This window comes from Escherichia sp. WS1451 (genome assembly GCF_046487365.1).
Taxonomy (GTDB): Bacteria; Pseudomonadota; Gammaproteobacteria; order Enterobacterales; family Enterobacteriaceae; genus Escherichia; species Escherichia coli.
The window spans coordinates 193,700-216,373 of record NZ_JBJQJP010000007.1 but is presented as its reverse complement, the minus strand read 5'-3'; the positions used below and the strand labels follow the sequence as shown (position 1 = coordinate 216,373).

At 48.8% G+C, this 22,674-nt stretch carries 33 protein-coding genes, 6 tRNA genes and 1 pseudogene; 12 read left to right on the top strand and 28 right to left on the bottom strand.

Annotation, left to right across the window (positions count from 1 at the left end; translation table 11 throughout):
• From ACJHX7_RS12050 to ACJHX7_RS12025, 6 genes are all read right to left on the bottom strand, one after another.
• On the bottom strand, positions 1-768 hold a 768-nt coding region (locus tag ACJHX7_RS12050), incomplete at its 3' end, for a phage portal protein (RefSeq protein WP_227481694.1).
• Positions 768-950 carry a hypothetical protein gene (locus ACJHX7_RS12045; RefSeq protein ID WP_000478567.1) on the bottom strand — a complete coding sequence of 61 codons (183 nt, stop codon included), beginning with the start codon at positions 948-950 and terminating at the stop codon, positions 768-770. The genes ACJHX7_RS12045 and ACJHX7_RS12050, both read right to left, overlap by 1 nt.
• Before the next feature lie 11 nt (positions 951-961).
• Positions 962-2,719 (bottom strand): terminase large subunit, encoded by a 1,758-nt coding sequence (locus ACJHX7_RS12040; protein WP_001140902.1) that lies wholly within the window; start codon positions 2,717-2,719, stop codon positions 962-964.
• Positions 2,719-3,201: a phage terminase small subunit P27 family gene (locus tag ACJHX7_RS12035; protein ID WP_001317918.1), complete on the bottom strand. Its 483-nt coding sequence runs from the start codon at positions 3,199-3,201 to the stop codon at positions 2,719-2,721. Before ACJHX7_RS12035 ends, ACJHX7_RS12040 begins: the two co-directional genes overlap by 1 nt.
• A 148-nt stretch (positions 3,202-3,349) precedes the next feature.
• Entirely contained in the window at positions 3,350-3,700 is a 351-nt protein-coding gene (locus tag ACJHX7_RS12030) for an HNH endonuclease (RefSeq protein ID WP_001140099.1), read from the bottom strand.
• 7 nt (positions 3,701-3,707) lie between these two features.
• Positions 3,708-3,908: a hypothetical protein gene (locus ACJHX7_RS12025; RefSeq protein WP_000671993.1), complete on the bottom strand. Its 201-nt coding sequence runs from the start codon at positions 3,906-3,908 to the stop codon at positions 3,708-3,710.
• A 244-nt stretch (positions 3,909-4,152) separates the two neighbouring features.
• Between ACJHX7_RS12025 and ACJHX7_RS12020 the strand changes: the two genes are divergently transcribed.
• A complete protein-coding gene (locus ACJHX7_RS12020; RefSeq protein ID WP_001114684.1) occupies positions 4,153-4,638 on the top strand; it encodes a GNAT family N-acetyltransferase in 486 nt (161 codons plus the stop codon).
• A 240-nt stretch (positions 4,639-4,878) separates the two neighbouring features.
• Here ACJHX7_RS12020 and ACJHX7_RS12015 read toward each other — a convergent pair whose 3' ends face one another.
• The 21 genes from ACJHX7_RS12015 to ACJHX7_RS11915 all read right to left on the bottom strand — a co-directional run bounded on the left by ACJHX7_RS12015 (position 4,879) and on the right by ACJHX7_RS11915 (position 15,314).
• Positions 4,879-5,064 (bottom strand): Rz1 family lipoprotein, encoded by a 186-nt coding sequence (locus ACJHX7_RS12015; protein WP_001228685.1) that lies wholly within the window; start codon positions 5,062-5,064, stop codon positions 4,879-4,881.
• A gap of 216 nt (positions 5,065-5,280) precedes the next feature.
• Positions 5,281-5,814, bottom strand: coding sequence for a lysozyme (locus tag ACJHX7_RS12010; RefSeq protein WP_001274714.1), 534 nt, complete (start codon positions 5,812-5,814; stop codon positions 5,281-5,283).
• 55 nt (positions 5,815-5,869) lie between these two features.
• On the bottom strand, positions 5,870-6,184 hold the full coding sequence (locus ACJHX7_RS12005; RefSeq protein WP_000193292.1) for a DUF1327 domain-containing protein: 315 nt from the start codon (positions 6,182-6,184) through the stop codon (positions 5,870-5,872).
• 4 nt (positions 6,185-6,188) lie between these two features.
• Positions 6,189-6,404, bottom strand: coding sequence for a class II holin family protein (locus ACJHX7_RS12000; RefSeq protein ID WP_000839572.1), 216 nt, complete (start codon positions 6,402-6,404; stop codon positions 6,189-6,191).
• A 292-nt stretch (positions 6,405-6,696) separates the two neighbouring features.
• Positions 6,697-6,771, bottom strand: a tRNA-Gly gene (locus ACJHX7_RS11995).
• A 3-nt stretch (positions 6,772-6,774) separates the two neighbouring features.
• Positions 6,775-6,850, bottom strand: a tRNA-Thr gene (locus ACJHX7_RS11990).
• Positions 6,851-6,852: 2 nt separating this feature from the next.
• Positions 6,853-6,929 (bottom strand) — tRNA-Lys (locus tag ACJHX7_RS11985).
• A 1-nt stretch (position 6,930) separates the two neighbouring features.
• A tRNA-Ile gene (locus tag ACJHX7_RS11980) sits at positions 6,931-7,006 on the bottom strand.
• Positions 7,007-7,200: 194 nt separating this feature from the next.
• Positions 7,201-7,890, bottom strand: coding sequence for a bacteriophage antitermination protein Q (locus ACJHX7_RS11975; protein ID WP_001064900.1), 690 nt, complete (start codon positions 7,888-7,890; stop codon positions 7,201-7,203).
• On the bottom strand, positions 7,887-8,246 hold the full coding sequence (locus ACJHX7_RS11970; protein WP_001217424.1) for a RusA family crossover junction endodeoxyribonuclease: 360 nt from the start codon (positions 8,244-8,246) through the stop codon (positions 7,887-7,889). The genes ACJHX7_RS11975 and ACJHX7_RS11970 overlap by 4 nt, the downstream gene beginning before the upstream one ends.
• A gap of 12 nt (positions 8,247-8,258) precedes the next feature.
• On the bottom strand, positions 8,259-9,308 hold the full coding sequence (locus ACJHX7_RS11965) for a DUF968 domain-containing protein (RefSeq protein ID WP_024177899.1): 1,050 nt from the start codon (positions 9,306-9,308) through the stop codon (positions 8,259-8,261).
• A 1-nt stretch (position 9,309) separates the two neighbouring features.
• Positions 9,310-9,588, bottom strand: a complete 279-nt coding sequence (locus tag ACJHX7_RS11960; RefSeq protein WP_024175747.1) for a hypothetical protein — start codon at positions 9,586-9,588, stop codon at positions 9,310-9,312.
• Between the two features lie 296 nt (positions 9,589-9,884).
• Positions 9,885-10,277 carry a hypothetical protein gene (locus ACJHX7_RS11955; RefSeq protein ID WP_000737634.1) on the bottom strand — a complete coding sequence of 131 codons (393 nt, stop codon included), beginning with the start codon at positions 10,275-10,277 and terminating at the stop codon, positions 9,885-9,887.
• 143 nt (positions 10,278-10,420) lie between these two features.
• Positions 10,421-10,576, bottom strand: a complete 156-nt coding sequence (gene hokD, locus ACJHX7_RS11950; protein ID WP_000813254.1) for a type I toxin-antitoxin system toxin HokD — start codon at positions 10,574-10,576, stop codon at positions 10,421-10,423.
• Positions 10,577-10,812: 236 nt separating this feature from the next.
• On the bottom strand, positions 10,813-11,478 hold the full coding sequence (locus ACJHX7_RS11945) for an epoxyqueuosine reductase QueH (protein WP_000150294.1): 666 nt from the start codon (positions 11,476-11,478) through the stop codon (positions 10,813-10,815).
• A gap of 174 nt (positions 11,479-11,652) precedes the next feature.
• Positions 11,653-12,078, bottom strand: a complete 426-nt coding sequence (locus ACJHX7_RS11940; protein WP_001151165.1) for a DUF977 family protein — start codon at positions 12,076-12,078, stop codon at positions 11,653-11,655.
• A 15-nt stretch (positions 12,079-12,093) separates the two neighbouring features.
• The gene (locus ACJHX7_RS11935; RefSeq protein WP_000450998.1) at positions 12,094-12,864 is read right to left on the bottom strand and encodes a DUF1627 domain-containing protein; all 771 of its coding nucleotides are present in this window, start codon (positions 12,862-12,864) and stop codon (positions 12,094-12,096) included.
• Between the two features lie 21 nt (positions 12,865-12,885).
• Complete coding sequence (locus tag ACJHX7_RS11930; protein WP_000788950.1) at positions 12,886-13,632, bottom strand: ATP-binding protein; 747 nt, start codon at positions 13,630-13,632, stop codon at positions 12,886-12,888.
• 6 nt (positions 13,633-13,638) lie between these two features.
• The gene (locus ACJHX7_RS11925; protein ID WP_000095673.1) at positions 13,639-14,601 is read right to left on the bottom strand and encodes a helix-turn-helix domain-containing protein; all 963 of its coding nucleotides are present in this window, start codon (positions 14,599-14,601) and stop codon (positions 13,639-13,641) included.
• Positions 14,602-14,623: 22 nt separating this feature from the next.
• Positions 14,624-15,049, bottom strand: a complete 426-nt coding sequence (locus ACJHX7_RS11920; RefSeq protein WP_000693888.1) for a toxin YdaT family protein — start codon at positions 15,047-15,049, stop codon at positions 14,624-14,626.
• Positions 15,033-15,314, bottom strand: coding sequence for a transcriptional regulator (locus tag ACJHX7_RS11915; RefSeq protein WP_000391950.1), 282 nt, complete (start codon positions 15,312-15,314; stop codon positions 15,033-15,035). The genes ACJHX7_RS11920 and ACJHX7_RS11915 overlap by 17 nt, the downstream gene beginning before the upstream one ends.
• 100 nt (positions 15,315-15,414) lie before the next feature.
• Here ACJHX7_RS11915 and ACJHX7_RS11910 point away from each other — a divergent pair, with 100 nt between their 5' ends.
• From ACJHX7_RS11910 to ACJHX7_RS11870, 9 genes and pseudogenes are all read left to right on the top strand, one after another.
• Complete coding sequence (locus ACJHX7_RS11910; RefSeq protein ID WP_000362153.1) at positions 15,415-15,834, top strand: hypothetical protein; 420 nt, start codon at positions 15,415-15,417, stop codon at positions 15,832-15,834.
• Positions 15,835-16,099: 265 nt separating this feature from the next.
• On the top strand, positions 16,100-16,255 hold the full coding sequence (locus ACJHX7_RS11905; protein ID WP_000379575.1) for a DUF1391 family protein: 156 nt from the start codon (positions 16,100-16,102) through the stop codon (positions 16,253-16,255).
• Between the two features lies 1 nt (position 16,256).
• A complete protein-coding gene (gene ydfB / locus ACJHX7_RS11900; protein ID WP_000344928.1) occupies positions 16,257-16,385 on the top strand; it encodes a protein YdfB in 129 nt (42 codons plus the stop codon).
• A gap of 29 nt (positions 16,386-16,414) precedes the next feature.
• A complete protein-coding gene (gene ydfC / locus ACJHX7_RS11895) occupies positions 16,415-16,633 on the top strand; it encodes a protein YdfC (RefSeq protein ID WP_001171942.1) in 219 nt (72 codons plus the stop codon).
• Positions 16,634-17,201: 568 nt separating this feature from the next.
• The gene (dicB, locus tag ACJHX7_RS11890) at positions 17,202-17,390 is read left to right on the top strand and encodes a cell division inhibition protein DicB (protein ID WP_000449192.1); all 189 of its coding nucleotides are present in this window, start codon (positions 17,202-17,204) and stop codon (positions 17,388-17,390) included.
• Positions 17,387-17,578: a DUF1482 family protein gene (locus ACJHX7_RS11885; protein WP_001090187.1), complete on the top strand. Its 192-nt coding sequence runs from the start codon at positions 17,387-17,389 to the stop codon at positions 17,576-17,578. The genes dicB and ACJHX7_RS11885 overlap by 4 nt, the downstream gene beginning before the upstream one ends.
• Positions 17,579-17,670: 92 nt before the next feature.
• The gene (locus ACJHX7_RS11880) at positions 17,671-20,142 is read left to right on the top strand and encodes an exonuclease (RefSeq protein WP_096318097.1); all 2,472 of its coding nucleotides are present in this window, start codon (positions 17,671-17,673) and stop codon (positions 20,140-20,142) included.
• A gap of 58 nt (positions 20,143-20,200) precedes the next feature.
• Positions 20,201-20,404, top strand: coding sequence for a DUF4224 domain-containing protein (locus tag ACJHX7_RS11875; RefSeq protein ID WP_000096344.1), 204 nt, complete (start codon positions 20,201-20,203; stop codon positions 20,402-20,404).
• Positions 20,404-21,454: pseudogene (locus ACJHX7_RS11870) on the top strand (tyrosine-type recombinase/integrase). Before ACJHX7_RS11875 ends, ACJHX7_RS11870 begins: the two are co-directional and overlap by 1 nt.
• A gap of 27 nt (positions 21,455-21,481) precedes the next feature.
• Here the strand turns inward: ACJHX7_RS11870 and ACJHX7_RS11865 are convergent.
• Positions 21,482-21,571, bottom strand: a tRNA-Ser gene (locus ACJHX7_RS11865).
• Between the two features lie 93 nt (positions 21,572-21,664).
• On the opposite strand from ACJHX7_RS11865, the gene mtfA reads away from it, so the two are divergent.
• Together mtfA and ACJHX7_RS11855 are read left to right on the top strand one after the other, a co-directional pair.
• The gene (mtfA, locus tag ACJHX7_RS11860; protein ID WP_001302302.1) at positions 21,665-22,462 is read left to right on the top strand and encodes a DgsA anti-repressor MtfA; all 798 of its coding nucleotides are present in this window, start codon (positions 21,665-21,667) and stop codon (positions 22,460-22,462) included.
• Between the two features lie 100 nt (positions 22,463-22,562).
• Positions 22,563-22,638 (top strand) — tRNA-Asn (locus ACJHX7_RS11855).
• Positions 22,639-22,674: the final 36 nt, after the last annotated feature.

The following is a 22,674-nucleotide window of genomic DNA, read 5'->3' as shown; positions in this document are numbered from 1 at the left end:
CGCCATCGACTTCCAGTCCAGCCCCATCTCAAGGATCATCGGGCGGTGAGCATTGCCAAGCCCGGTGTGACGCTCCTCAAAATCTTTCTTCAGGCGCTCATAAGCCTGATCCGACAGCGTCTGTTCTGTACGCAACACACCGGACGTCACCGCACCATTGCTGAACAGTCTGGCCCCGTGCTCTTCGGTCGCTGCTGCCAGCGATATTGCCTCGCGGGCATAGGCGATGGGATTCAGTCCCACCAGACCGTCCAGCGTCAGCGTGCGCACATGCCAGATATCTTCCTGGCTCAGTACATCCGTGGAACCGTCCGGGAATGTGACCTGATAGACCGGCTCCCAGCGACTGTTAAGCTTCGGTACCACACAACCGGGATCGACGGGCAGCAGTTCAGCCACTTCGCCAAATGCTTTCACTTTGTAGGCGTAAAAGTTTCCCCTCAGGCACAGACAGGTGACCACCAGCTCCCAGAACTCCTGCGGCGTCATATAGCCATTGGGATGCGTGGAGATCAGCTTATGCAGACGTTCGCCGGTGGCTCTCTGTTTCAGGCTGCCGTTCAGGTGATACAGATTGCAGGGCAACATCCCGACCGACTCTGCCAGCACTCTGACGCAGGAAAAAACCGCCGTCAGTCGCATGGCCCGCTGACTGCTGATCTGCTTTCCGGTATAGGTGTCGTAAGACAACCCGATGGCATCCGCCAGCTCTGCTGGCGTGGTCACCGGCGCGTCACTTTTTCGTTGAAATAATCCCGAAAAGAACACTATTTACCTCCGCCGACAGACGGCTGTGTACGGTCGAGATATCGCGCCACCAGCCACGACCAGAACAGGCACAGCACCCCGGCAACAACAAAACCCGCCGGGGGATAAATCAGCCAGGCACCATACGCCAGCAAAAGCGCACCCAGCACGCCCACCAGTGGCGCGAGAATTATCAGAAACATAATGACCTCGGTTAAAGCGAACGGATGCCCACGCTGACCAGATGTTCAGACAGATCCAGCTCCGGTTCACCACCATTGACCAGCATCCGGCTCATTGCTGTAAACATCGCAACAGGGCCGTCGATTTTGGCTTCCAGCGTGGATTTATTCGGGAAGATATTGTCGTTTTTGTCCGGTTTTACCGTAACGTTAGACATCATCCAGTTCATGACCGGATGATTGCTGTGATGGAAACGCCCGGCATAGACCAGTGATTCCGTTTCCTTCATGGCCTCTGACAGATTGCGAACCGTCTGCGGAACCTCCACCAGCGGTATCCCTTCTTCAGCCAGTGCCAGGCTGAACTGCATCGCGCTCCACGGGTCAAATCCCAGTTCCCTGAGGTTTTCACCACCAATCCATTCCAGTAAGTCACTTTTTATCTGAGCATGATCGATAACATCACCATCCGTCAGAATCAGCTTATCCATCTCCGCCCACTTCCGGTAAAGTTCTGCCTGCTGCCGCGAGCATCGTTCCAGCCGTCCTTCCGGAAGCCAGAATTTAAAATCGGCATGAACATGCCCGTTATCCGTTCGCCAGAGTTTTGCCGCCGCACAGATATCAATCTTATGAGCAAGGTCAACGCCGACCCACATGGGATACGTTTTCAGCTCATGTCGTGGGGCAATGTATTCGCACTTCTCCCACTTAATCATGTCCATCCAGGCAGACTCTGCTGTTACCCACACATTCATGTGTTTGGTAAAAAAATTCACCCGCGCAGAGACCTGTTCTTTCGCTTTTTTCGCCAGGCGACGCAGATCATCCCAGCGTTTACAGATGCCCAGGCCGGGATTCGCTTTCTGCCAGACCGTTTCATCAAACGGATCATCTCCCTCATCGAGGGTGTAAATAATCGCAAAGTAGGAGTCGTCTTTTACAGCGCCCTCCACATCGCTGTTATAGCCACGCAATACCTTGATGGCGTAATCACGCTGCTCGTAACAAATCCCTTCCTTGTTAAACCCTGCCGTGGTGATACCAAATAACAGGGACTGCAGGCGGGCACCGGTTGCCGTTTCCAGAACGTCCCACACGTCGCGGGTTTTATGTGCATGCAGCTCATCAATAATGGCGCAGTGGATGTTCAGACCATCCAGGTTGTTTGCATCCGAGGAAAGCGGTTCAAATTTTGATGCGCTCTGCTCCTGGTAAATCGCCAGCTTGTTGAAATCAAACAACCGCCCGAGTGTCGACCGGGCTTTTCTGACCATATTTTTGGCGTCTTCAAACACAATTCTGGCCTGGTCACGCGTGGTGGCGGCTGAATACACCTCAGCACCGCCTTCACCATCTGCCCCCGTCATATACAGGCCGATACCCGATGACAGAGTTGATTTTGCGTTTTTACGGGCGACTTCGTTGTACGCCGTCCGGAACCGGCGCACCATCACCGGACGTCCGCTGCCATCGCTGCGCATGACAACTTCCCCGGTCTCTTCATTCACCAGCGGAATGACAAAACCAAAAATATTAATGAGGATAAATACATGCCAGTCCATCAGTTCAATGGGCTGGCCTGCCAGCGCCCCTTTTACATGAGGCACAAATTTGTAGAAATTCAGGATGTGCTGCGCACGGGGTTCACTGAAATAAATCCCCCGCTCTTCGCCGTACTTCAGATCATCAAGAAAACGCTGGCAGGCCAAGCGGACAAATTCGCCAGCAACAATTTCTCCTGCGACAACACGTTCGGCGTAGCGGATCCCGTCAGCCACTTTTGCCATCAGTCTCTCGCTTTTAAAAGCTCCGCCAGCGGATCAACATCATCCGGTCCGGCGATATTTACTTTAGCCCGGCTTGCCGGTGACATACCAAACTCTGCAAGCATTGCCCGGATCCGCTTCCAGGCATCCGCTTTCATTGCCGCCGCGGGGTGCGCCTTAATCAGTACATCACCGCTCTGCGTTTCCGTGCGGTAGGTATACCCCTCAACATCGAGTGTTTCGCAGTGATGCCGATATTCGGTGTAGGCTTCCACCAGCAACTCGAGCGCACGCGCATCAAGCTGAGAAATGATCCCTTCCGCATTCAGCTCTTCCGCCATTCGCCTGAACCAGTACTTCCCCTGAGCCCCTAAATGCTGCGGAATTTTAGGAAGACCTTTTTCATCCTTTTTAGCGGTTTTTTTGTGGTCTTTAACGGGGCGCTTTGAGGGGTTGCCTCGAATCAAATGCAGGCGTGGCGGGGTTTTCGGAGGTCCTGACATAATCGGTCTTACCTATCAATCGTTTGTTCACATTTCCAAAAAAAAGTTTTCGAACCTGCGGCGATGTGAGGAAGGGTCAGGCGGCGGTACTGAGCAGCCAGGGTTGCAGAGATTTGACCCGCCCCTCCCCTACAGATGGGAACTGTTATCAATTGATGCGTTCGCGCGCTGTTTTTGCTTTATGACAGGGCCAGCACAGACTCTGCAGGTTACTGTCTGCATCCGTGCCACCATGAGCTTTCGGAATGATGTGGTCCACAGTTCTGGCTTCAACGGCTCTCCCATTGCGCAGGCAGTTCTGACACAGATGATTATCACGCTTCAGTATGCGCGCACGTATGGCATCCCATTTCGAGCCATAGCCACGCTGGTGGCGGCTCAGTCCGCGTTGATGCTGTACCCATCCTTCGCCACGATGTTTATCGCAGTAACCAGAACTGTCTGTGGTTGTACCTGCACATCCACGCTTACGGCAGGCGCGTGGGATTCGTGATGGCATAAATACCTCACCCCCTGTTCAGTTGAATGACGGGCTGATTCTCGATATGTTCTGCTGTCAGTCTGAAAGTCACAGTGACTGTTGGTGGCTCGCCTCCGCGTGACTCTGTCCTGGCGGAAAGCTGCCCTTCCAGTAACTCACCATCAACTGCAATCCCATACCCTGCGAAATGTTTACCACGATACAGTTTAGCGACCTGAAACTTCATAACTCTTCCTTTTAGACATGTTAGACGTGAACCTGTCGCACGGCAGAGTCGCCGAAAGTTTACGGTTTACCCAGGCTCACAGCTGAAAGCCTTTCTTAGATGTGCACATGCGATATGCTTTGAATGAATTATTAAAAACTTTACTCTTTTTCAAAATTTCGAATCCTGGCTCGTTAATGTTAAAGAATTAAACGTAAGAAAGTAGTATGTTGAATCGCTTATATCAAAATACATAGGACTCAAAATGCCAGAACTCGTTGATCCAACAGACTCATTAATTAGTTTTCAATACGCCTTTTCTAATGGTCTGATTAAGCCTTCACCATGCATAGTTCACCCAAATATGAAGGTGCTTTTGGATGATGCAGAGGGTACACCACGGTTTACTTATGCATTCTTTGAAGGAGAAAATGTTAAAGGTGTTGCTATATATGTCCCTGCAGAGTTTGTTGAAGGTAAACCATGCTTTGGCGTTGGCTATGCAGTAGCCGATGAATATAAAGCGCAAGGCATCGGTACTCAACTTCTCATCGCCAGCATTGAAGAAATGCAATACGGATTTAGAAATTCCTTCAATGAATTCTATGTAGAGGCTATTGTCGGGGTTGGTAATCAAGCCTCCAACAAATTAGCTGCAAAAGTTTTATCTGATACTCCTGAGCCAGGGACAGATTCTTACTCAGGAAAACCTATCAATCAGTACATGAAACTTTTCAAAACCACAAAATAACTACCATTCTGGCGCAGATTTTTGCGCCTTTTCAGGTTTGCAGTTCACCTGCCACGCTTTGTTATGCACCTGAATGTCCCGCTTCGTCTGTTGCATTATCATAAGTAATAGCGTAGGTTGACACCTTGGCTCTCTTTCGCCACCGGCGAATCTTTAGCGGATTATCCTTGGCCGTTTTTTATCTGAGACATTGCTCACGAATGTATAGCTGTGCCCCTTCCAGTTGCTTCTGCATCGTCATCAACCGTTCTCTGAGGGTGAAATAATCCCGTTCAGCGGTGTCTGCCAGTCGGGGGCTGGTTGCATTATCCACGCTGGTGGGTCCGGTGGCTTCACGCACGGCTGCGGAGCAACTGGCATTGACCCGCAGGCGCTTACGACCAGCGGCAACATCAGCGCGCAGAGTTTCATTTTCAGCTTTCGCATTGGCTAATTCTCTCGAGTACTTTGCATCGAGCGCAGCAACATCACGCTGACGCTGTTGCATGTCAGCGATGGTGGCAGTCGCCTGCTTCAGCTCACTGACTTTTTTATCACGCTGTTCTTTGTAGGCGATGGCGTTATCACGGTAATGATTGACCGCCCACGACAGGCAGACGATGGTGCAGATAACCAGAGTATAAATAATCGCTGCGACTCTGCTCACTGATCTATCCCCCAACAGGCTAATGCGCTTTCCTGGTCACGACGAATAACCTGTCCATAGCAGTTATTTGAACGTATGCGGCAATCGCGCCCACCATCTTTTATCCACCAGCGAATCGCCTCGCATGCGCCCTTACGATCACCGGCATTCAGCCGCTTATAAAACGTCGACGGGAAACACTTACCGGGGCCAATGTTATAGGGACAGAATGACGCTATACCCGCTTTCTGTGGTTCGGTCAGTGGTACTTTAATATTGCGCTCCACCCATGCCAACGCCTTATCACGTTCAATAGCGTTAACCTGGTCGCATTTTTCCTTCGACAGCTTCATTCCCGGTATGACGGGCTTACCATCCACCATTGTGGCACCACGACAGATGGTCCATATACCGGAACCATCGCGGTATGCCGTAGTGTGGTTACCCTCTTTTTCATCCAGAAACTGGTCAAGTATTTGAGGAGCAGACGCGCCTGCAGCAATCAGCGCCAGAACAGCAGCTGACAGGCCGTATTTGATTTTTGCGCTCATGGATATTTATCAGGATGCTACCAATGAAAGATACTGGAAAGCCAACTGCAAAAAGCTAACAACCTGTAATCGAGTTATCAGAACTGTTAATTTTTATGGTATACCGCGCCTCTGAACAGGGGCGCGTTTCTGGCAACAGCTCGTCCCCTTCACATAACCCGGCAGCAACATCCAGGAAGACCTGTCTGATGCTCCTTCTGGCTGCTGCCTCATAAAACTCCAGCGCGGCACCTTCAACACGGTCCAGCGAGATGTCCAAGCCAAAAATTTCACCGTCAAAGCGTTTTTTGTCCCGTAACGCTAAAGTTACCGTAACTTTATTCTCAAAATTGCGGATCCCTTTCACAATCAGTTCATAGTTTTGAGTCATTGAATTACTCTCCCCGTGCAGCCTTACGCTTGTCTTCTCTGATTTTGAAGTACAGATTTGTCAGATAAGTCAGGAAGCCCAGAACCAGACTCCCCAGTACACCAATCGCAGCCCACTGTGACGGACTGACCTGATCAAGCCACTGTAAAAACCAGTAGCCAGCACTGCCTGCGGAGGTGCCGTAGGCAATGCCCGTTGAAATTTTGTCCATGGATTTCATAGCCTCACCTCCGCAAATAACGGATGGCGTAGTTTTACACTGAGAAATGAAAGGGATTTGAAAAGAAAAAACCGCAAAAGCGGGCGAAACGATATATACAGAAAGGAAAGCACTCTATCCAACAAACCACCCACAGTTAATCGGAATAAAAGCAGAGTGCTTATGAATGATCGCCTGCCCGAAGGTTAGTATTTCTGCACAGCAATTTTGCAAAAAAAGGCGATCATTCATAACTTAAACGTCTTTCAGTCACTCCGGGATTTCCCATCATCGCAGACTGAAAGACTCTAACTGGAGCGGGCAGCGGGAATCGAACCCGCATCATCAGCTTGGAAGGCTGAGGTAATAGCCATTATACGATGCCCGCATATGGTGCCGACTACCGGAATCGAACTGGTGACCTACTGATTACAAGTCAGTTGCTCTACCTACTGAGCTAAGTCGGCACTGGACCGCCACCGGGGACTCGAACCTCGCACACTCAACTTAAAGGGTTGACGCTCTTTCCTGATGAGCTAGTGGCGGCTGGTGGCCCTTGCTGGATTTGAACCAGCGACCTGGCGATTATGAGTCGCTCGCTCTCACCACTGAGCTAAAGGGCCGGGCGCAGGATAATAACGTTACGAAATCAATGTTGCAAGCATTCAAAAATCACCCTTATCTCCTCCACCAGCGCATTCACCATGTCTATCCGAGATAAGTGGCACAAAAAACCCGCTTGTGGGCGGGTTTTGTTTGCTTTTGCCATCACGTACAAAATCGGCAAAATATCAGATTTGCATGAAATATATGCCTTTCAATCTACTTTTGCAACACTTTGCTTTGAAAATGCCGCCTTTTGTTTTGAACGTGTTCTCATTACAAACAATAAAGCCTCACTATCAAGTCGGTGAAAAATGTGTTTCATTGCAACCCAGTGACGAGTAAATGTTTTGGACCAGTTTTTAGTTGTCACTCCCGCCAGTAATGCCAGCTCCTGGTATTCATAACCTTCCCCACCAAAAAGTTCTGCTTTTAATGCCTGCGCCGCCAGCCAGATTAATTTTTTCAGGCGTTCCTGCGTTTTCCCTGCAATTTTTCTGGTACCGGATTGAGTATTAAATTCATTCCACGCCCACTGTGTTATCGCGATCTGATATTCCCAACAAATACTCCCGCTGTAACACCACAACAACCAGGCTTTATGATGTTCTTCAAGAGACAGAACTGCCCGTCGCCATGATGATGTCGAAAACTCAACCTGACTTACCAGAGCAATTGATGAGCCTTTCGCCAGTGATTGTTTTCCCGGTATCGGTGGACTATCCCGCGTTATCATTCTTCCAGTCACTTCATCGCGGTACCGGATTTTTTTACGCCTGTAACGCCCTGTATCAAACATGGCATTCTCCTGCCAGGCTTCAAGCTGACCTTTTGTTGCCCCACTCAAATCAGCGGTAGCGATAATGAGCTGCTCACGCACAAACTGTAAATACTGGTTATTCATGCGCACTCCAGTTCTGTGATTTTTATCCCCAGCCGACCACCAGGAACAGGCAGTCCGCGCACAATATTGATTTCATCAAACTGCTCGTCGTCTATGAGAAGTCCGGCATGCGTCAGCGCATCCAGTGGTGCCTTCAGGATATTGTCCAGGTCGCGGCGGCGCTTATCCGGTGGCTCTGCAATAATTTTTATTGCCAGCCTTCCGGACAGGTTTAATTTCAACCGCTGCTGGCGAACAATTAGTGCCACATCACGGCGATAACGCTCACCGACTTTTGATACAAAATATGTGTTGCCACGACGTCGCCAGTAAGTATTCACCGTCGGCGGATAAGGCAAAACAAACTCTATACGCATCAGTAACCTCTTTTACCCGAGCACGCCGGTTGCAAAGGCGTGATCAAGAAAACGAAAAATTAAATCAACCTGGGAACCATGCTTTTCTTCGAACGCCAGCGGATCCGCATGAAGTTCGTTGTGATGTTCCCGGCACAACGGTAGCGTGAAAATATCGTGGGCCTTTGTTCCCATCCCTCCCTGACCGTGACCAATCAGGTGATGGGGATCGTCGGCTGGCTGACCACAACACGCACACGGCTGTGTCTTCACCCAGCGCGTATATTTCTCATTTAGCCAACGGCGACGTTTAGGTCGCCTCATGAAAGATTCCGGAGACTCCGGATCAACGGTGATGCATACCACCGTCTTTTCCTGTGGTGGGTTCTGTTGCTGGTGGGCATGAGGCAACGGCGCAAGATTTTTTGTGCGCTGCTTCAGTATGCTGGTGGCGGTCTGCTCTCCCGGTACGATGTCGCTTTCGCGGTACAAGGAGCGGATTTTTTCCGCACGTACCCCCAGAGAACGACGTAATACTGCCTCCGGAAGCGCGTCCGCCACCTGATTGCAGACCGCCCACCAAGATAATTCAGCCAGCGACAATTCCCGCTCCTGCGTGCCATTCATTGCATGGCGTATGACGTCAATCATCCATGCTGACAGGTTTTGATGAGCAAGTTGCCCGAGTGATTCGGATGTCTGGTCACGCAACTGGTTGTCGCAGTGCCAGCACAACACCATCGCGCTGGTACCGTAACGATGTATGACGATTTCACTGTGATGATAGTCACCATGAGGCCACTGGCAGGATTTGACATGACGCAACAGCCAGTCAGACAGCGCCCCAGCGCCGCCAGCAGCACGAATCACCCGCTCATCGCTGAAAAATGGCAGTAATGATTTATCCTCCGCCAGCGGCTGGCGAACGGCAGGGACGACTCCGGACGGCAGACCGCGCATGCTTTTCGGTTCAGGCTCCACCAGCACTCGAGGGTTATGAAATACTTGCATGGATTCACGGCCCGGCCTAAGGACCACCAGCCCGAGTTCCGGTACCAGAACAGGTCGAAGTAATATCCGCACGTTACCTCCAGATCCGTTGCTGGTATGTGCGGGATGGGCGCGGTGGGCGTTCGGAATAAGGGAGCCTGACATAGATTATCCAGTGACGATAATCGAGGCTGAGGGCTTTCTTAATCTCGTATCCGCGTCTGCGATAGTTATGAATTAGCCATTCGGCCTGTTCTTCAGTACATGGGTCATGCTGGAACCAGTCAGATTTGAAAGTGCGGGAACGCCGCCCGTGCCTGCTGGCAAAGACGGCAGAATCATCAGAATTGTGTAATTTGGTATCGTGCGCCATCGGTTGTCTCTGCTGGCGCAGCAGGTGCCAGTTGTTCAGGCTGGCGTGCGAATTGTAAACCAGAATGCCAGGAAAAAACAAAACCCGCCGAAGCGGGTATGCTAAAACAAACTGAAAGTAATATACCGGACTTGTAAAGGAACGATAGAATAATTATTGGATTAAACCCTGACTCAATCCAGATTTCATAGACAACAACTACGGACTAATCATCACAGTCATGTTTGATAGACTTAGTCCACATTGGGTGAGGGTTTACGGCGTTTTCACTAATAATTTATCGTCCAAGCTATACACTACTGCCCTGTTTTAACGAAGTTTTTAAAGGAAACAACTGCCTGATAGGGGTTTGGTTGACAGCCAAACATATTATCGCAAAAAGGCTTGATGAAAATTCTTGAGGATCCATCTTCATTTGGCATTTTACTCACTTGATAAGCGAGGAATGGACTATTTGGAGAGGGATTATAAGTGGAAATTAGCGTGTCTGTCGCCGTTTGAATTTTCCATGAGGAATTATTAGCCAACCAGAATTGCGCTCGTTTCCAATAAAAGTCACATTGCTTTTCATCATTACATGTTAGTGGCTTCATTGCTTCTGCTTTCAACGCTGGATCGATCTTTGCTGCACACCCTCCCAACATTACTGTTGCAATCATTACACCTGCGACTAAAACAAGTTTCTTCATCTCCCTGCCCCATCAATAAAAGTTCGGTTCTCTAATAACTAGAGTTAATCAACGGAAAAAACGCCGAAGCGGGTTAAGTGCGGGTGCGTTGAGGATGCCTGACACATCAGAGGTGGCGAGGGATTTCTCCCCCGCCAGGTCTCTTACTCCTCAGGTTCGTAAGCTGTGAAGACAGCGACCTCCGTCTGGCCGGTTCGGATTCGTACCTCGCAGAGGTCTTTCCTCGTTACCAGTGCCGTCACAATGACGGTTAAACAGATGACGATCAGGGCGATTAACATCGCCTTTTGCTGCTTCATAGCCTGCTTCTCCTTGCCTTTCGGCACGTAAGAGGCTAACCTAGATTTGCCGTTCATAGATTGAGCCTCAGATTAATGTTAAGCGTCTTGCAGGACGCGTAATGTTAACTGGGGCTTTTCTCTATCTGCCTTTGGTGTTCATGCCTGAGACAGATAGCCTCAAGCACCCGCAGCCATTCTACTTAACTCCCGTTACCTCGCCAATATAAAATCAATCAGAAAGGTGATCCATAAAATCACTCCTTCTCTTCTTTTCCGTAGTGGAGTTGGCCAATTTTGATAAGAGGGCGTCCCTGAGATTTGCGGTGTAGATTGGTATCGCGCAGAGAATACACACAGCCACAATATTCCTGCTGATAGAATTTTTCGCGCTTGCTGATTTCAATCATACGGGACGAGCCGCCCTGCTTGCGCCAGTTATAATCCCAGTACACCATACCCGGATAATGCGCAACAGCTCGCCGCCCACACTCGTTAACCTGCTGCATATTTTTCCAGCGTGAAATGCCCAGTGAACTGCTGATCACACTGAAACCATTTTCAGCAGCGTACAACGCTGTCCGCTCAAAACGCATGTCAAAACACATGGTACAACGGATCCCCCTCTCAGGCTCCCATTCCATTCCTTTGGCACGTTCAAACCAGTTGTCGGTGTCGTAATCAGCATCGATAAACGGCACGCCGTGTTGTTCAGCAAAGCGAATATTTTCATCCTTACGAATTAAATACTCTTTCTGAGGATGAATGTTCGGGTTGTAGAAAAAGATGGTGTAGTCGATTCCCGAGGCCTGAAGCGCCTCCATCACTTCACCGGAACATGGAGCACAGCAAGAGTGCAGTAGTAGTTTGTTTGCCCCGTTTGGGAGCTCCAATTTAGGCCGTTTGAAATCAGCAATAGTCATAAATATTTTTATTGGGGTCATGAAAATAGCACAGAGTGTAGCATCAGAGCAGGTCTATCGGGAATATATGTCTAAATCTGGTAATATCTGGTTTTGACGCAAAGCGGACAACCACGCTGGCTCTACCCTGCGCCATGAAAATGTCAATTCACATCTGAACTAATGCTCTTTAATCTAGTAACGTCTAAAATACCTAACATTTCCTTGATAAAATGCCAGTACACGCTGCATAGCTTCGCTCTTCCGGCACTCGCGACAGATTATATTCAGGCGCCTGTCGTAGCGGCGTATTTCGCCGTCTGGTAACGACCAGATAAGGTCCGGATCAACCACTGCAGGTTTCTTCACCTTTGCCCTTGAGAGTTTTTTGCGAGCATTTTGCCAGTCCTTACGCGCCTGTTCAGACGGGAATAACCCGTAACCAGAGTTGTATACATCGCCACTGGCAACCAGCTCTCTGGCGAGAACACTCATCAGATATCTTGTCGCACCTGTCCTGGCTTCCAGTTGCCGCAACGTCTCGCGACCGCTCAGACGTACAAGTTCAACAACCTGCCCTTTAATTTTTTCCCGCTCTTCTTGTGTAAATACTTTTGCCATAAGCGCCTCCGGCAATCACTTTTCCGATACAACACGGCGGGAAGAATCAGTAATCTGTCGAACAATATCCCGGTGCTTGTTCAGCTCCCGCAGCGCGGCGCAGACTCGCTCCCACTTCTGAACATCACTTTTCGCCCTGCGCAGCGCCAGGTTTGCCCTGCGAAGGGACGGAAAAATCAGCTCATCTGCTTGCGTTTCGGTAAACGATGGCAACGGCTGCACAATGTCCGCCACAGTTTCTGTTTTAATTTCTTCCTGTGTTGCGGCTTCCCGGACTGGTAACGCAGCACCTGCTGGCTGAGGAAAGGCCTTACCATCACTTTCCGTTACCAGCGCGGCTTTCGGCTCTGCTGGTAAATTATCGCCCGGCATGCAGTAACGAAATTTACCGTTCTGATTAACGCGTGCCAGCCGCCCCGTTGCGGTTACCACCGCCAGCGTGGAAGCAACCTTGCGAGTACTGACACCGAACTTACCCGCCAGTTCCTCACACGTTTTAGCCCCATCCTGACCGATAAACTCAATCATCATGTCTGCGGTAACTTTTTGTTCGACCTCCCCGGTCAGCATATCCTGTGCTTCAGATTTTACTGGCCGCTCTTCGGTTACCCGGGATTCACCTTCGCCAGCCAGAAACCAGGTGTGACCAGTTTTATCAACGACGCCTTTTCTTTTGAGTTCCCACAGCTCGTTGACAGCCTCTTCACGACTGATTCCAAGGCGAGCTGCCACCACATGTGAAGAGGCTTTTTTCAGTGCTTTCAGTGCGTCAGATACGGTTTCCATTAAAATTTCCTCCGGACAAAATTACTTCACAACCCTCATATTGCTGACATTTGGACGCCAGCTATCCCAGTTAAACGTCACCCATCGACCACCGTTCATGGTCATGCGGTCCATAATCCTCTCACCAAGAAGCGTACTCATTGCGGCATGATTCAGGTTTGTTAACATCCCGACACTGCACAGTGATGCTGTCCGGCGATCAATTATCTGGTGCAATACCACCTGCTCGTTTTTCGTCTCCCGCTGAACGCCTATTTCATCCAGGACCAGCAAATCAACCCCGCAAAGCTCCTGTAAAAATTTTTCCCCGGATTTGCCGTTGTCGTAGCTGTCATGCAACACGCTCATGACGTCAGACACGGTGACGATAATCACGCTGCGCCCCTTCACCATCAGCCGGTTGCCCATCGCCGCTGCAAGGTGATTTTTCCCGGTGCCGGTTTTACCGCTGAACACAAAATTCGTGCACCCGGTCATCAGTTCGTCAGCTATGGATTTGGCCTGGCTCAGCGCGTATTTTTGCCCGTCGTTCTGCACCTGATAATTTGCAAACGAGCATTTGCTGTGCAGAGGCTGGATGCCCGAACGATTCAGGATTTTTTCCACCCGCAACTGGCGATTCTGGCGGTTAATCTCCTCGCTGCGTTTTCGTCCTTCAGCAAGTTGCCATTCCCGCCACTCCTCCACCGTCCGGTACGGTGGAACCGACCCCTGTGGTGCAAGTCTGCGAATACGTTCAAGAACCCCAACTGCCGCAATGTTTTTCATGACACGTCACCCCCTGAATCCCGGCGGTATTTCAGTGTCCGGTTCAGAAATGTGATTCACGCAACGCTGCGCAGGCGAACGCCCCAGGCGGATAACCAGTTCATCCCATTTTTCCCGGAGTTTTGCCGGACTCATGATGTTTTTTACCCAGAACGAATCCCGCTGGAGACGCCCAAACATTTCACAAATTTGTCTGTGAGTTCTGCCATCCAGCATCCGCATTGTGCGAACGTCATTGGCCCATGCTGTCCAGTTGGGTTCTTTCGGTCTAGTGATCTCGCCATCATAGCTGGCCGCCTGCTCGTAAAGACTCACGATTCGTCCCCAGATCCACTGTGCGCACACCAAATCTTCCTGACTTCCCCACTGGCGTTTTTTCGCACTGAACACAACCGCGTCAGGGTGTCGGGTTAAAAAATCCTGTTCAGCCGTCTGCGGGTCCGGTTGCGAAGCGTCCGGACAAGAAGATCTTTTATCTGACGGATCAGGTTTTAATACTGACGGATCGGGGTCAATCATCGCCCCCCTAATCGGCAGTTTTTTATCAACAGTTGATCCATCAAAATTTGACGGGTCAACCGTTGAGGGGTCAATATTTGACGGGTCAACTGTTAACGGGTCATTTTTTGCCGGGCTAATTTTTCTTTTCGGTTTATATGACTCACGCGCCGCCGCCGCAGCTGCTTCGAGTTTTTCCACATTAAGCCGATAGATATTGCTTACATTACGCCCACCGACCTTACGCTCTTCCTTCGTCAGCCAGCCCTCTTTCGCCAGTTCTGCAATAGCCGATTTCACTGTGGATTCACTTCTTGCACCGATCTGACGCCGGATAGTTTCAATGGCAGGCCATGACACGCCCTCGTCATTGCTGTAGTCTGCAAGACGGGCCATAACCGCCACCCTGGATAAGATCATGCCGGTGAAGGCGCACCCTTCCCAGACAAGACCATGAAGCTTGCTGCTCATAAAACCCCCGAACACCGTGCTTTTAGTGCATCACCACAGCATTCCCTGCCGGGCCGCCGCGATTCATCTGGTCATACAAAACAACCGCTGACGCAACAAAATCATCGACATCCTTCACCAGCCGATCCCTCCGTTCGACGATCTCACGGTAATATTCAGAACTGTGGCTGCGCATACGGGCCACCAGCAAAGGCGGCATCGCCTTTTCGATCGCCGGTAACAGAGCCTGCATTTTTTCAACAGCATCAGGGGTGTCTTTCTCTACCCAGCGGAAAATTTTCTGGGTATTGCGAGCCAGGGCTTCCGGATGGCTGTCGTCATACAGTTCTGGGAACGTCATACCCAACTCAAAATAAGCCTGGGTTATTCCAGCTGCTGGAACTTTTTCGCCATCAGGACGCGCCCAGGCATTCATCGCCATGCGGATGTGTTCATGCTTGATTTTCATGAATCAAGCTCCTAGAAAGTGGTTGTGTTAACGTTTTGGTATCTTCCAGCTCGGGCCAAATATTCATCCAATCAAAAGGCCTTAGTTGCTGACGTGTAACTTCACCATTACTGGCTCGCTCAATAAGGACACATAACGATGCCCCTAACACTTGACCTTTACTCAATGCCTTTCTTAGATAACCGATGCTGGTACCACACTCGCATGCAAACATACGCTGTTCATCTGACGAAAGAGAATTGAGAAATATTCTTAATTCTTCCATAGCTACTCCTTAGTAAACACAGCAAAGAATACCCACAGGTAAACAAAAGTCAATACCCACAGGTTGTTTACCTTGCGGTAATCGCATCTATTATTTACCTATGGATAAATATGAATTTAGACGACAGCAACTCATCAAAATTCGTGATGAGAAATGCGATGGTAAAGCGGTTAACGTGGCCAGAAAGATCGGGCGCGAGCCTTCTTATGTATCAAGAATGTTGTACCCAGAGGGGAAAAAGGGAAAAAAACGGATCGCTGATGATATGGTGGAGATTATCGAAGAGTCCTTTGGGTTACCCCGGGGATGGATGGATGGTATCGTTTCATCATCAACGAACACAGCCTCCAGTTATGAAACAAGGGTTCTAACGCCACGACAACGTATTTTTTTAGATCTCTTAGACGAACTGCCAGAAAGTGAAGCGGATAAATTATTAAAAACTCTTGAAGAGAAAAAACAGTATTACAATATGATCTACGAAGAAATCCGTAAAAAGAAAGCACAAAACGCATCATAGCTCACCAAACAACTAGTCACCAGTTAAGACACCGCAAAAATTTACCCATAGGTATTTACTTTTTAAATACCTATGGGTATCCTTCTTTTCATACCAACCCACCCCGCCCCACAGAATGCAGGGCAATACTTCGAGTTACCAGGCAGTGGTCAGGGGTTAAGTAGCCAGCCCGAGGCGTAAGAACATGACGGCAGGGTTCAACTTTAATAACTATGCAGCAGGTTTTTGTTCCGCTACCCCGGCGTTAAGGGGAAATGAGGTCAACATGGATACTATCGATCTTGGCAACAACGAATCTCTGGTGTACGGCGTGTTTCCCAACCAGGACGGCACGTTCACCGCGATGACGTATACCAAAAGCAAAACGTTTAAAACCGAAAATGGTGCCCGTCGCTGGCTGGAAAGAAACTCAGGTGAGTGATATGGATTTCGACACAATCATGGAAAAGGCTTACGAAGAATACTTCGAAGACCTTGCCGAAGGCGAAGAAGCTCTCAGCTTCAGTGAGTTTAAACAGGCGCTTTCCAGCTCGGCAAAATCTAACGGCTGATAAGCGAAGTAGCACCGCGAGGAATCAGTATGCAGAAACGAGAACCCGTCATAATCGCGCCAGACTATACCGATGATGAACTTTATGAGTGGATGCGCCAGAAAATTAATGCAGCGCAGGATCTGAAATGGGCTAATGAAGCCAGGGCTAAGCAGGCTGAAAATCTGTCCGCTCTGGAGCAGGATATCACCAATCTGGAAAAAGCAGCGGCATTAAGCATTGCCAGAATGATTACATACCCGCGTTAATAGCTAACCAACGAAGCTAAGGTTGGTAATTAAGGAGTTCTCCACGGGTGAGGTGGAGTACGTGCGCCGGACACGGGTGAGCATCCGGCACTGACAGTTTACTGAAAGGATATTTCCCTGAAAAGTCAGACCATAACGCGAAAGCGCACGGCGAGGTAGCTGGTTCATAGATAGCCTGTCGTTAAATTTTCGTCGACCGTGCGCTTCCGGTTGTGGCAATCCGCGAAATGGCGCGGCGGTAAGTATGGCGGGGTTATTCCTTCCCCCGTTGAGGACACCGGGTTGTCAGGTTGACCATACGCTTAAGTGACAACCCCGCTGCAACGCCCTCTGTTATCAATTTTCTGGTGACGTTTGGCGGTATCAGTTTTACTCCGTGACTGCTCTGCCGCCCTTTTTAAAGTGAATTTTGTGATGCGGTGAATGCGGCTAAGCGCACGCGGAACAGTTAAAACCAAAAACAGTGTTATGGGTGGATTCTCTGTATCCGGCGTTAATTGTTAACTGGTTAACGTCACCTGGAGGCACCAGGCACTGCATCACAAAATTCATTGTTGAGGACGCGATAATGGAAACGTTATTACCAAACGTTAATACGTCTGAAGGTTGTTTTGAAATTGGTGTCACTATCAGTAACCCTGTATTTACTGAAGATGCCATTAACAAGAGAAAACACGAACGGGAGTTATTAAATAAAATATGCATTCTTTCAATGCTGGCCCGTTTACGTCCGATACAAAAAGGATGCTGGCAATGAATACAGCATTTGCACTTGTTCTGACATTTTTTCTTGTTTCCGAAGAGCCAGTTGATATTGCAGTCAGTGTTCACAGGACAATGCAGGAGTGTGTGACTGCAGCAACCGAACAGAAAATTCCCGGTAACTGTTACCCGGTCGATAAAGTTATTCACCAGGATAATAACGAAATCCCGGCAGGTCTTTAAAACAGTTCCGTAATAAACATCCGATTTCATTCTTATATGCCAGAAATGGCAGGGATTTGTTCACCCTTAAATCTGTAATGAGGTAAAACAAAATGAGTAAAGTCTTTATTTGCGCCGCCATTCCGGACGAACAGGCAATAAAGGAAGAAGGTGCAGTCGCTGTAGCCACTGCCATTGAAGCCGGTGATGAACGTCGCGCCCGCGCAAAATTTCACTGGCAATTCCTGGAACATTATCCGGCTGCTCAGGACTGCGCTTATAAATTTATTATCTGCGAGGATAAACCTGGCATACCCCGCCCTGCCCTCGATTCATGGGATGCTGAATATATGCAGGAAAACCGCTGGGATGAGGATTCTGCTTCTTTTGTCCCGGTTGAGACTGAATCCGATCTGATGAACGTCACTTTTGACAAGCTGGCCCCTGAAGTACAGAACGCTGTCATGGTTAAGTTCGACACATGTGAAAACATCACCGTTGATATGGTGATTAGCGCGCAGGAATTGTTGCAGGAAGACATGGCAACATTCGACGGACATATCGTTGAAGCGTTGATGAAAATGCCAGAAGTTAACGCCATGTATCCGGAGCTTAAGCTGCATGCCATCGGGTGGGTTAAGCATAAATGTAAGCCTGGTGCCAAATGGCCCGAAATTCAGGCAGAGATGCGCATCTGGAAAAAACGTCGCGAAGGTGAACGCAAGGAAACCGGAAAATACACGTCTGTTGTTGATCTCGCCCGCGCCAGAGCCAATCAACAGAACACTGAAAATTCAACAGGAAAAATCAGCCCGGTCATTGCTGCCACTCATCGCGAATACAAGCAGACATGGAAAACACTGGATGACGAACTGGCCTACGCTCTCTGGCCTGGTGATGTGGATGCCGGAAACATTGACGGCAGCATCCATCGCTGGGCAAAAAATGAAGTTATCGACAACGACCGCGAAGACTGGAAGCGTATCTCGGCATCAATGCGCAAACAGCCTGATGCCCTTCGCTACGACCGCCAGACTATTTTTGGCCTTGTCCGTGAACGTCCGATCGACATTCACAAAGACCCTGTGGCACTGAACAAATACATTACTGAATACCTGACTACAAAGGGCGTGTTTGAAGATGAAGGAAGAAATCAGAGCGCAACTGATACTCTCTCGTCGCCAGTACCAGAAACTGATGCAGTGGAAACGGCAATTCCGGACAACGAAAAAACCGAATGCAAAGTGGAAGTCGAACCATCTGTAGAGCGTGAAGGGCCGTTCTACTTCCTCTTCACCGACAAGGATAGCGAAAAATACGGTCGCGCAAACAAACTTTCTGGTCTGGATAAGGCACTGGCTGCAGGGGCTACTGAAATCACGAAAGAAGAATATTTCGCCCGCAAAAACGGTACATACTCAGGTTCACAACAAAATACTGGTGCATCTGACACGACCGCACAACCAGAGCCGGTAAAAGTTACCGCTGACGAAGTAAACAAAATTATGCAGGCAGCCAATATCAGCCAGCCTGACGCCGATAAGTTGCTTGCTGCATCACGTGGTGAATTTATTGAAGGGATTAGCGACCCGAATGATCCGAAATGGGTTAAGGGGATCCAGACCCGCGATACTGTGAACCAGAACCAGCAAGAAACGGAACAGAACGACCAGAAAGCGGAACAAAACAGCCCAAATACGCAACAAAACGAGCCAGAAACGAAACAACCTGAACCAGTAGTGCAACAGGAACCGGAAAAAATCTGCACCGCCTGCGGTCAGACCGGCGGCGGCAACTGCCCTGATTGTGGCGCGGTGATGGGCGACGCAACATACCAGGAAACATTCGATGAAGAGTATCAGGTTGAAGTTCAGGAAGATGATCCGGAGGAAATGGAAGGCGCTGAACATCCACACAAGGAGAACACTGGCGGCAATCAGCATCACGATAGCGATAATGAAACTGGCGAGACGGCAGATCACTCAATTAAGGTGAACGGTCATCAAGAAATCACATCCACCAGCAGGACGTGTGACCATCTAATGATCGACCTTGAAACCATGGGAAAAAATCCTGATGCCCCGATCATCTCAATAGGTGCAATATTTTTCGATCCGCAAACCGGAGATATGGGACCGGAATTTAGTAAGACTATCGATCTGGAAACTGCTGGCGGAGTCATTGATCGGGACACCATTAAATGGTGGCTTAAGCAATCACGCGAAGCGCAATCTGCCATTATGACCGATGAAATCCCGTTAGATGATGCACTGTTACAATTGCGGGAATTTATCGACGAAAACTCCGGTGAATTTTTTGTTCAGGTCTGGGGAAATGGAGCCAACTTCGACAACACGATTTTGCGCCGTTCATACGAACGGCAGGGGATCCCCTGCCCGTGGCGTTACTACAACGATCGCGATGTACGCACAATCGTTGAGCTGGGGAAAGCCATAGACTTCGATGCCAGAACGGCTATTCCATTCGAAGGTGAGCGCCATAATGCACTTGATGACGCCCGTTACCAGGCAAAATACGTTTCAGTTATCTGGCAAAAACTGATCCCGAGTCAGGCTGATTTTTAATGTTCAACCCTAATTGCCGCTAACCGTATATAGTTAGCGGCGGTTATGAGATATAGCTATGAGCAGCTTATTTTTAACCGAAGATGAATTGCTAATATTAACGGGCTGCAAATATGCAAGCCACCAGCGAAAATGGTTAATGGAAAACGGGCTTCCGTTCTATACCAATCGTAGTGGCAAACCGATTGTCAGCCGGGATCTATTTACCTGCAATAAAACTTTACCACCACGCGAGGTAGAGCCGAATTTTGGTGCGATCTGATGGGAAGACGAAGGAAAAATCCTGAACACGAAAAATTACCTCCAAATGTATACCCAAATAAATATAGTTATGTATGGAAACCAACATCCAGAGAATCTGTCACACTAACCGCCATCAAGGATGGTTTAGCTGCTTTATGGAAAAAGTATGAGGAAACTGTAGATAATCGCGATCGTGCAATAACATTCGGTCGCTTGTGGGAAAAATTCCTCGCCAGCGCCTATTACAGTGACCTTAGTCCAAGAACACAAAAAGATTATCTGCAACATCAAAAAAAGTTGCTTGCCGTATTCAGTAAGGTACCAGCGGATTCCATAAAACCAGAACACATCCGTCGATACATGGACAAAAGAGGGGAGCAAAGTAAAACGCAAGCCAACCATGAAAAAAGCAGTATGTCCCGTGTTTACAGTTGGGGGTATGAGCGAGGGTACGTGAAGGCTAACCCATGTGCAGGTGTAAGTAAATTCAAGGCCAAAAACCGCGAACGATATGTAACCGACAAAGAATACCAGGCAGTATTAAGCGTTGCACCTCTTCCTGTTTTTATCGCAATGGAAATTGCCTATCTGTGTGCAGCGAGGGTTTCCGATGTGTTATCGCTGAAATGGGAGCAGATTGGAAACGACGGGATCTTTATCCAGCAAGGGAAAACAGGGAAAAAACAGATAAAAGCATGGAGTCCACGATTACAGGCGGCGATCGAAAAAGCAAAACAGTTACCAACATCCGCCTATGTAATCAGCAATCAATACGGCAACCGATATATGTACAAAGGCTTTAACGAAATGTGGGTAGAAGCAAGAAATCGCGCAGGCAAAATTTCAGGTATTTTAACCGACTTCACCTTTCATGATCTGAAGGCGAAAGGAATTTCAGACTATGAAGGAAGCAGCCGGGATAAGCAACTTTTCTCTGGTCACAAAACCGAAGGGCAAGTGCTAATCTATGACAGGAAGGTTAAAGTTTCACCAACACTTGATGTCCCGTTACCTGAAAATATTCCAAGAAAATATTCCAAGTAATTCCAAGTGTGATTTTTGTCACTGACTTAATGATGTGTAAGTGATTGAATTTTGGCGGAGAGAGGGGGATTTGAACCCCCGGTGGAGTTGCCCCCACTCCGGTTTTCGAGACCGGTCCGTTCAGCCGCTCCGGCATCTCTCCGTTCAGATGGTTGCCATGATGCCAGGAAATTTGGCATTTTAACAGTCCCTGTCCGTGCAATTTTGTTCAAGTGACGAGTTTGCGAGCAAAACGATGATTAAGTGGCCCTGGAAAGTACAAGAATCAGCACATCAAACTGCCCTGCCCTGGCAGGAAGCACTATCGATCCCCCTTTTAACGTGTCTGACGGAACAGGAACAAAGCAAATTAGTCACTCTTGCCGAACGTTTTTTACAGCAAAAGCGGCTTGTTCCTTTACAGGGCTTTGAACTGGATTCATTAAGAAGCTGCCGGATAGCACTTCTATTTTGCCTACCCGTTCTGGAGTTAGGACTGGAATGGCTGGATGGTTTTCATGAAGTCTTAATTTATCCTGCGCCATTTGTGGTCGATGATGAATGGGAAGACGATATCGGTCTGGTGCATAACCAACGTATTGTTCAGTCAGGTCAGAGCTGGCAGCAAGGGCCTATCGTTTTGAACTGGTTGGATATACAAGATTCTTTTGATGCTTCTGGTTTTAACCTGATTATTCATGAAGTCGCTCATAAGCTGGACACCCGTAACGGCGATCGCGCCAGCGGAGTTCCCTTTATTCCGTTGCGTGAGGTTGCTGGCTGGGAACACGATCTTCATGCTGCAATGAACAACATTCAGGAAGAAATCGAATTGGTTGGCGAGAATGCGGCGAGCATCGATGCTTATGCTGCCAGTGATCCTGCTGAATGTTTTGCCGTACTTTCTGAATATTTCTTTAGCGCCCCAGAACTTTTTGCTCCTCGTTTCCCTTCATTGTGGCAACGTTTCTGCCAATTTTATCAACAAGATCCTTTGCAGAGACTGCATCACGCTAATGATACAGACTCGTTTTCGGCGACGAATGTTCATTAATTAACAACTTTGCAGATTAATTAACCAATTGAAATGACTTATGAAATTTAGTGTTGACAGACAAGGTACCGCTAAGTAATATGCGCCCCGTTCACACGATTCCTCTGTAGTTCAGTCGGTAGAACGGCGGACTGTTAATCCGTATGTCACTGGTTCGAGTCCAGTCAGAGGAGCCAAATTCTAAAAATTCGCTTTTTAGCGCAATGTCACTG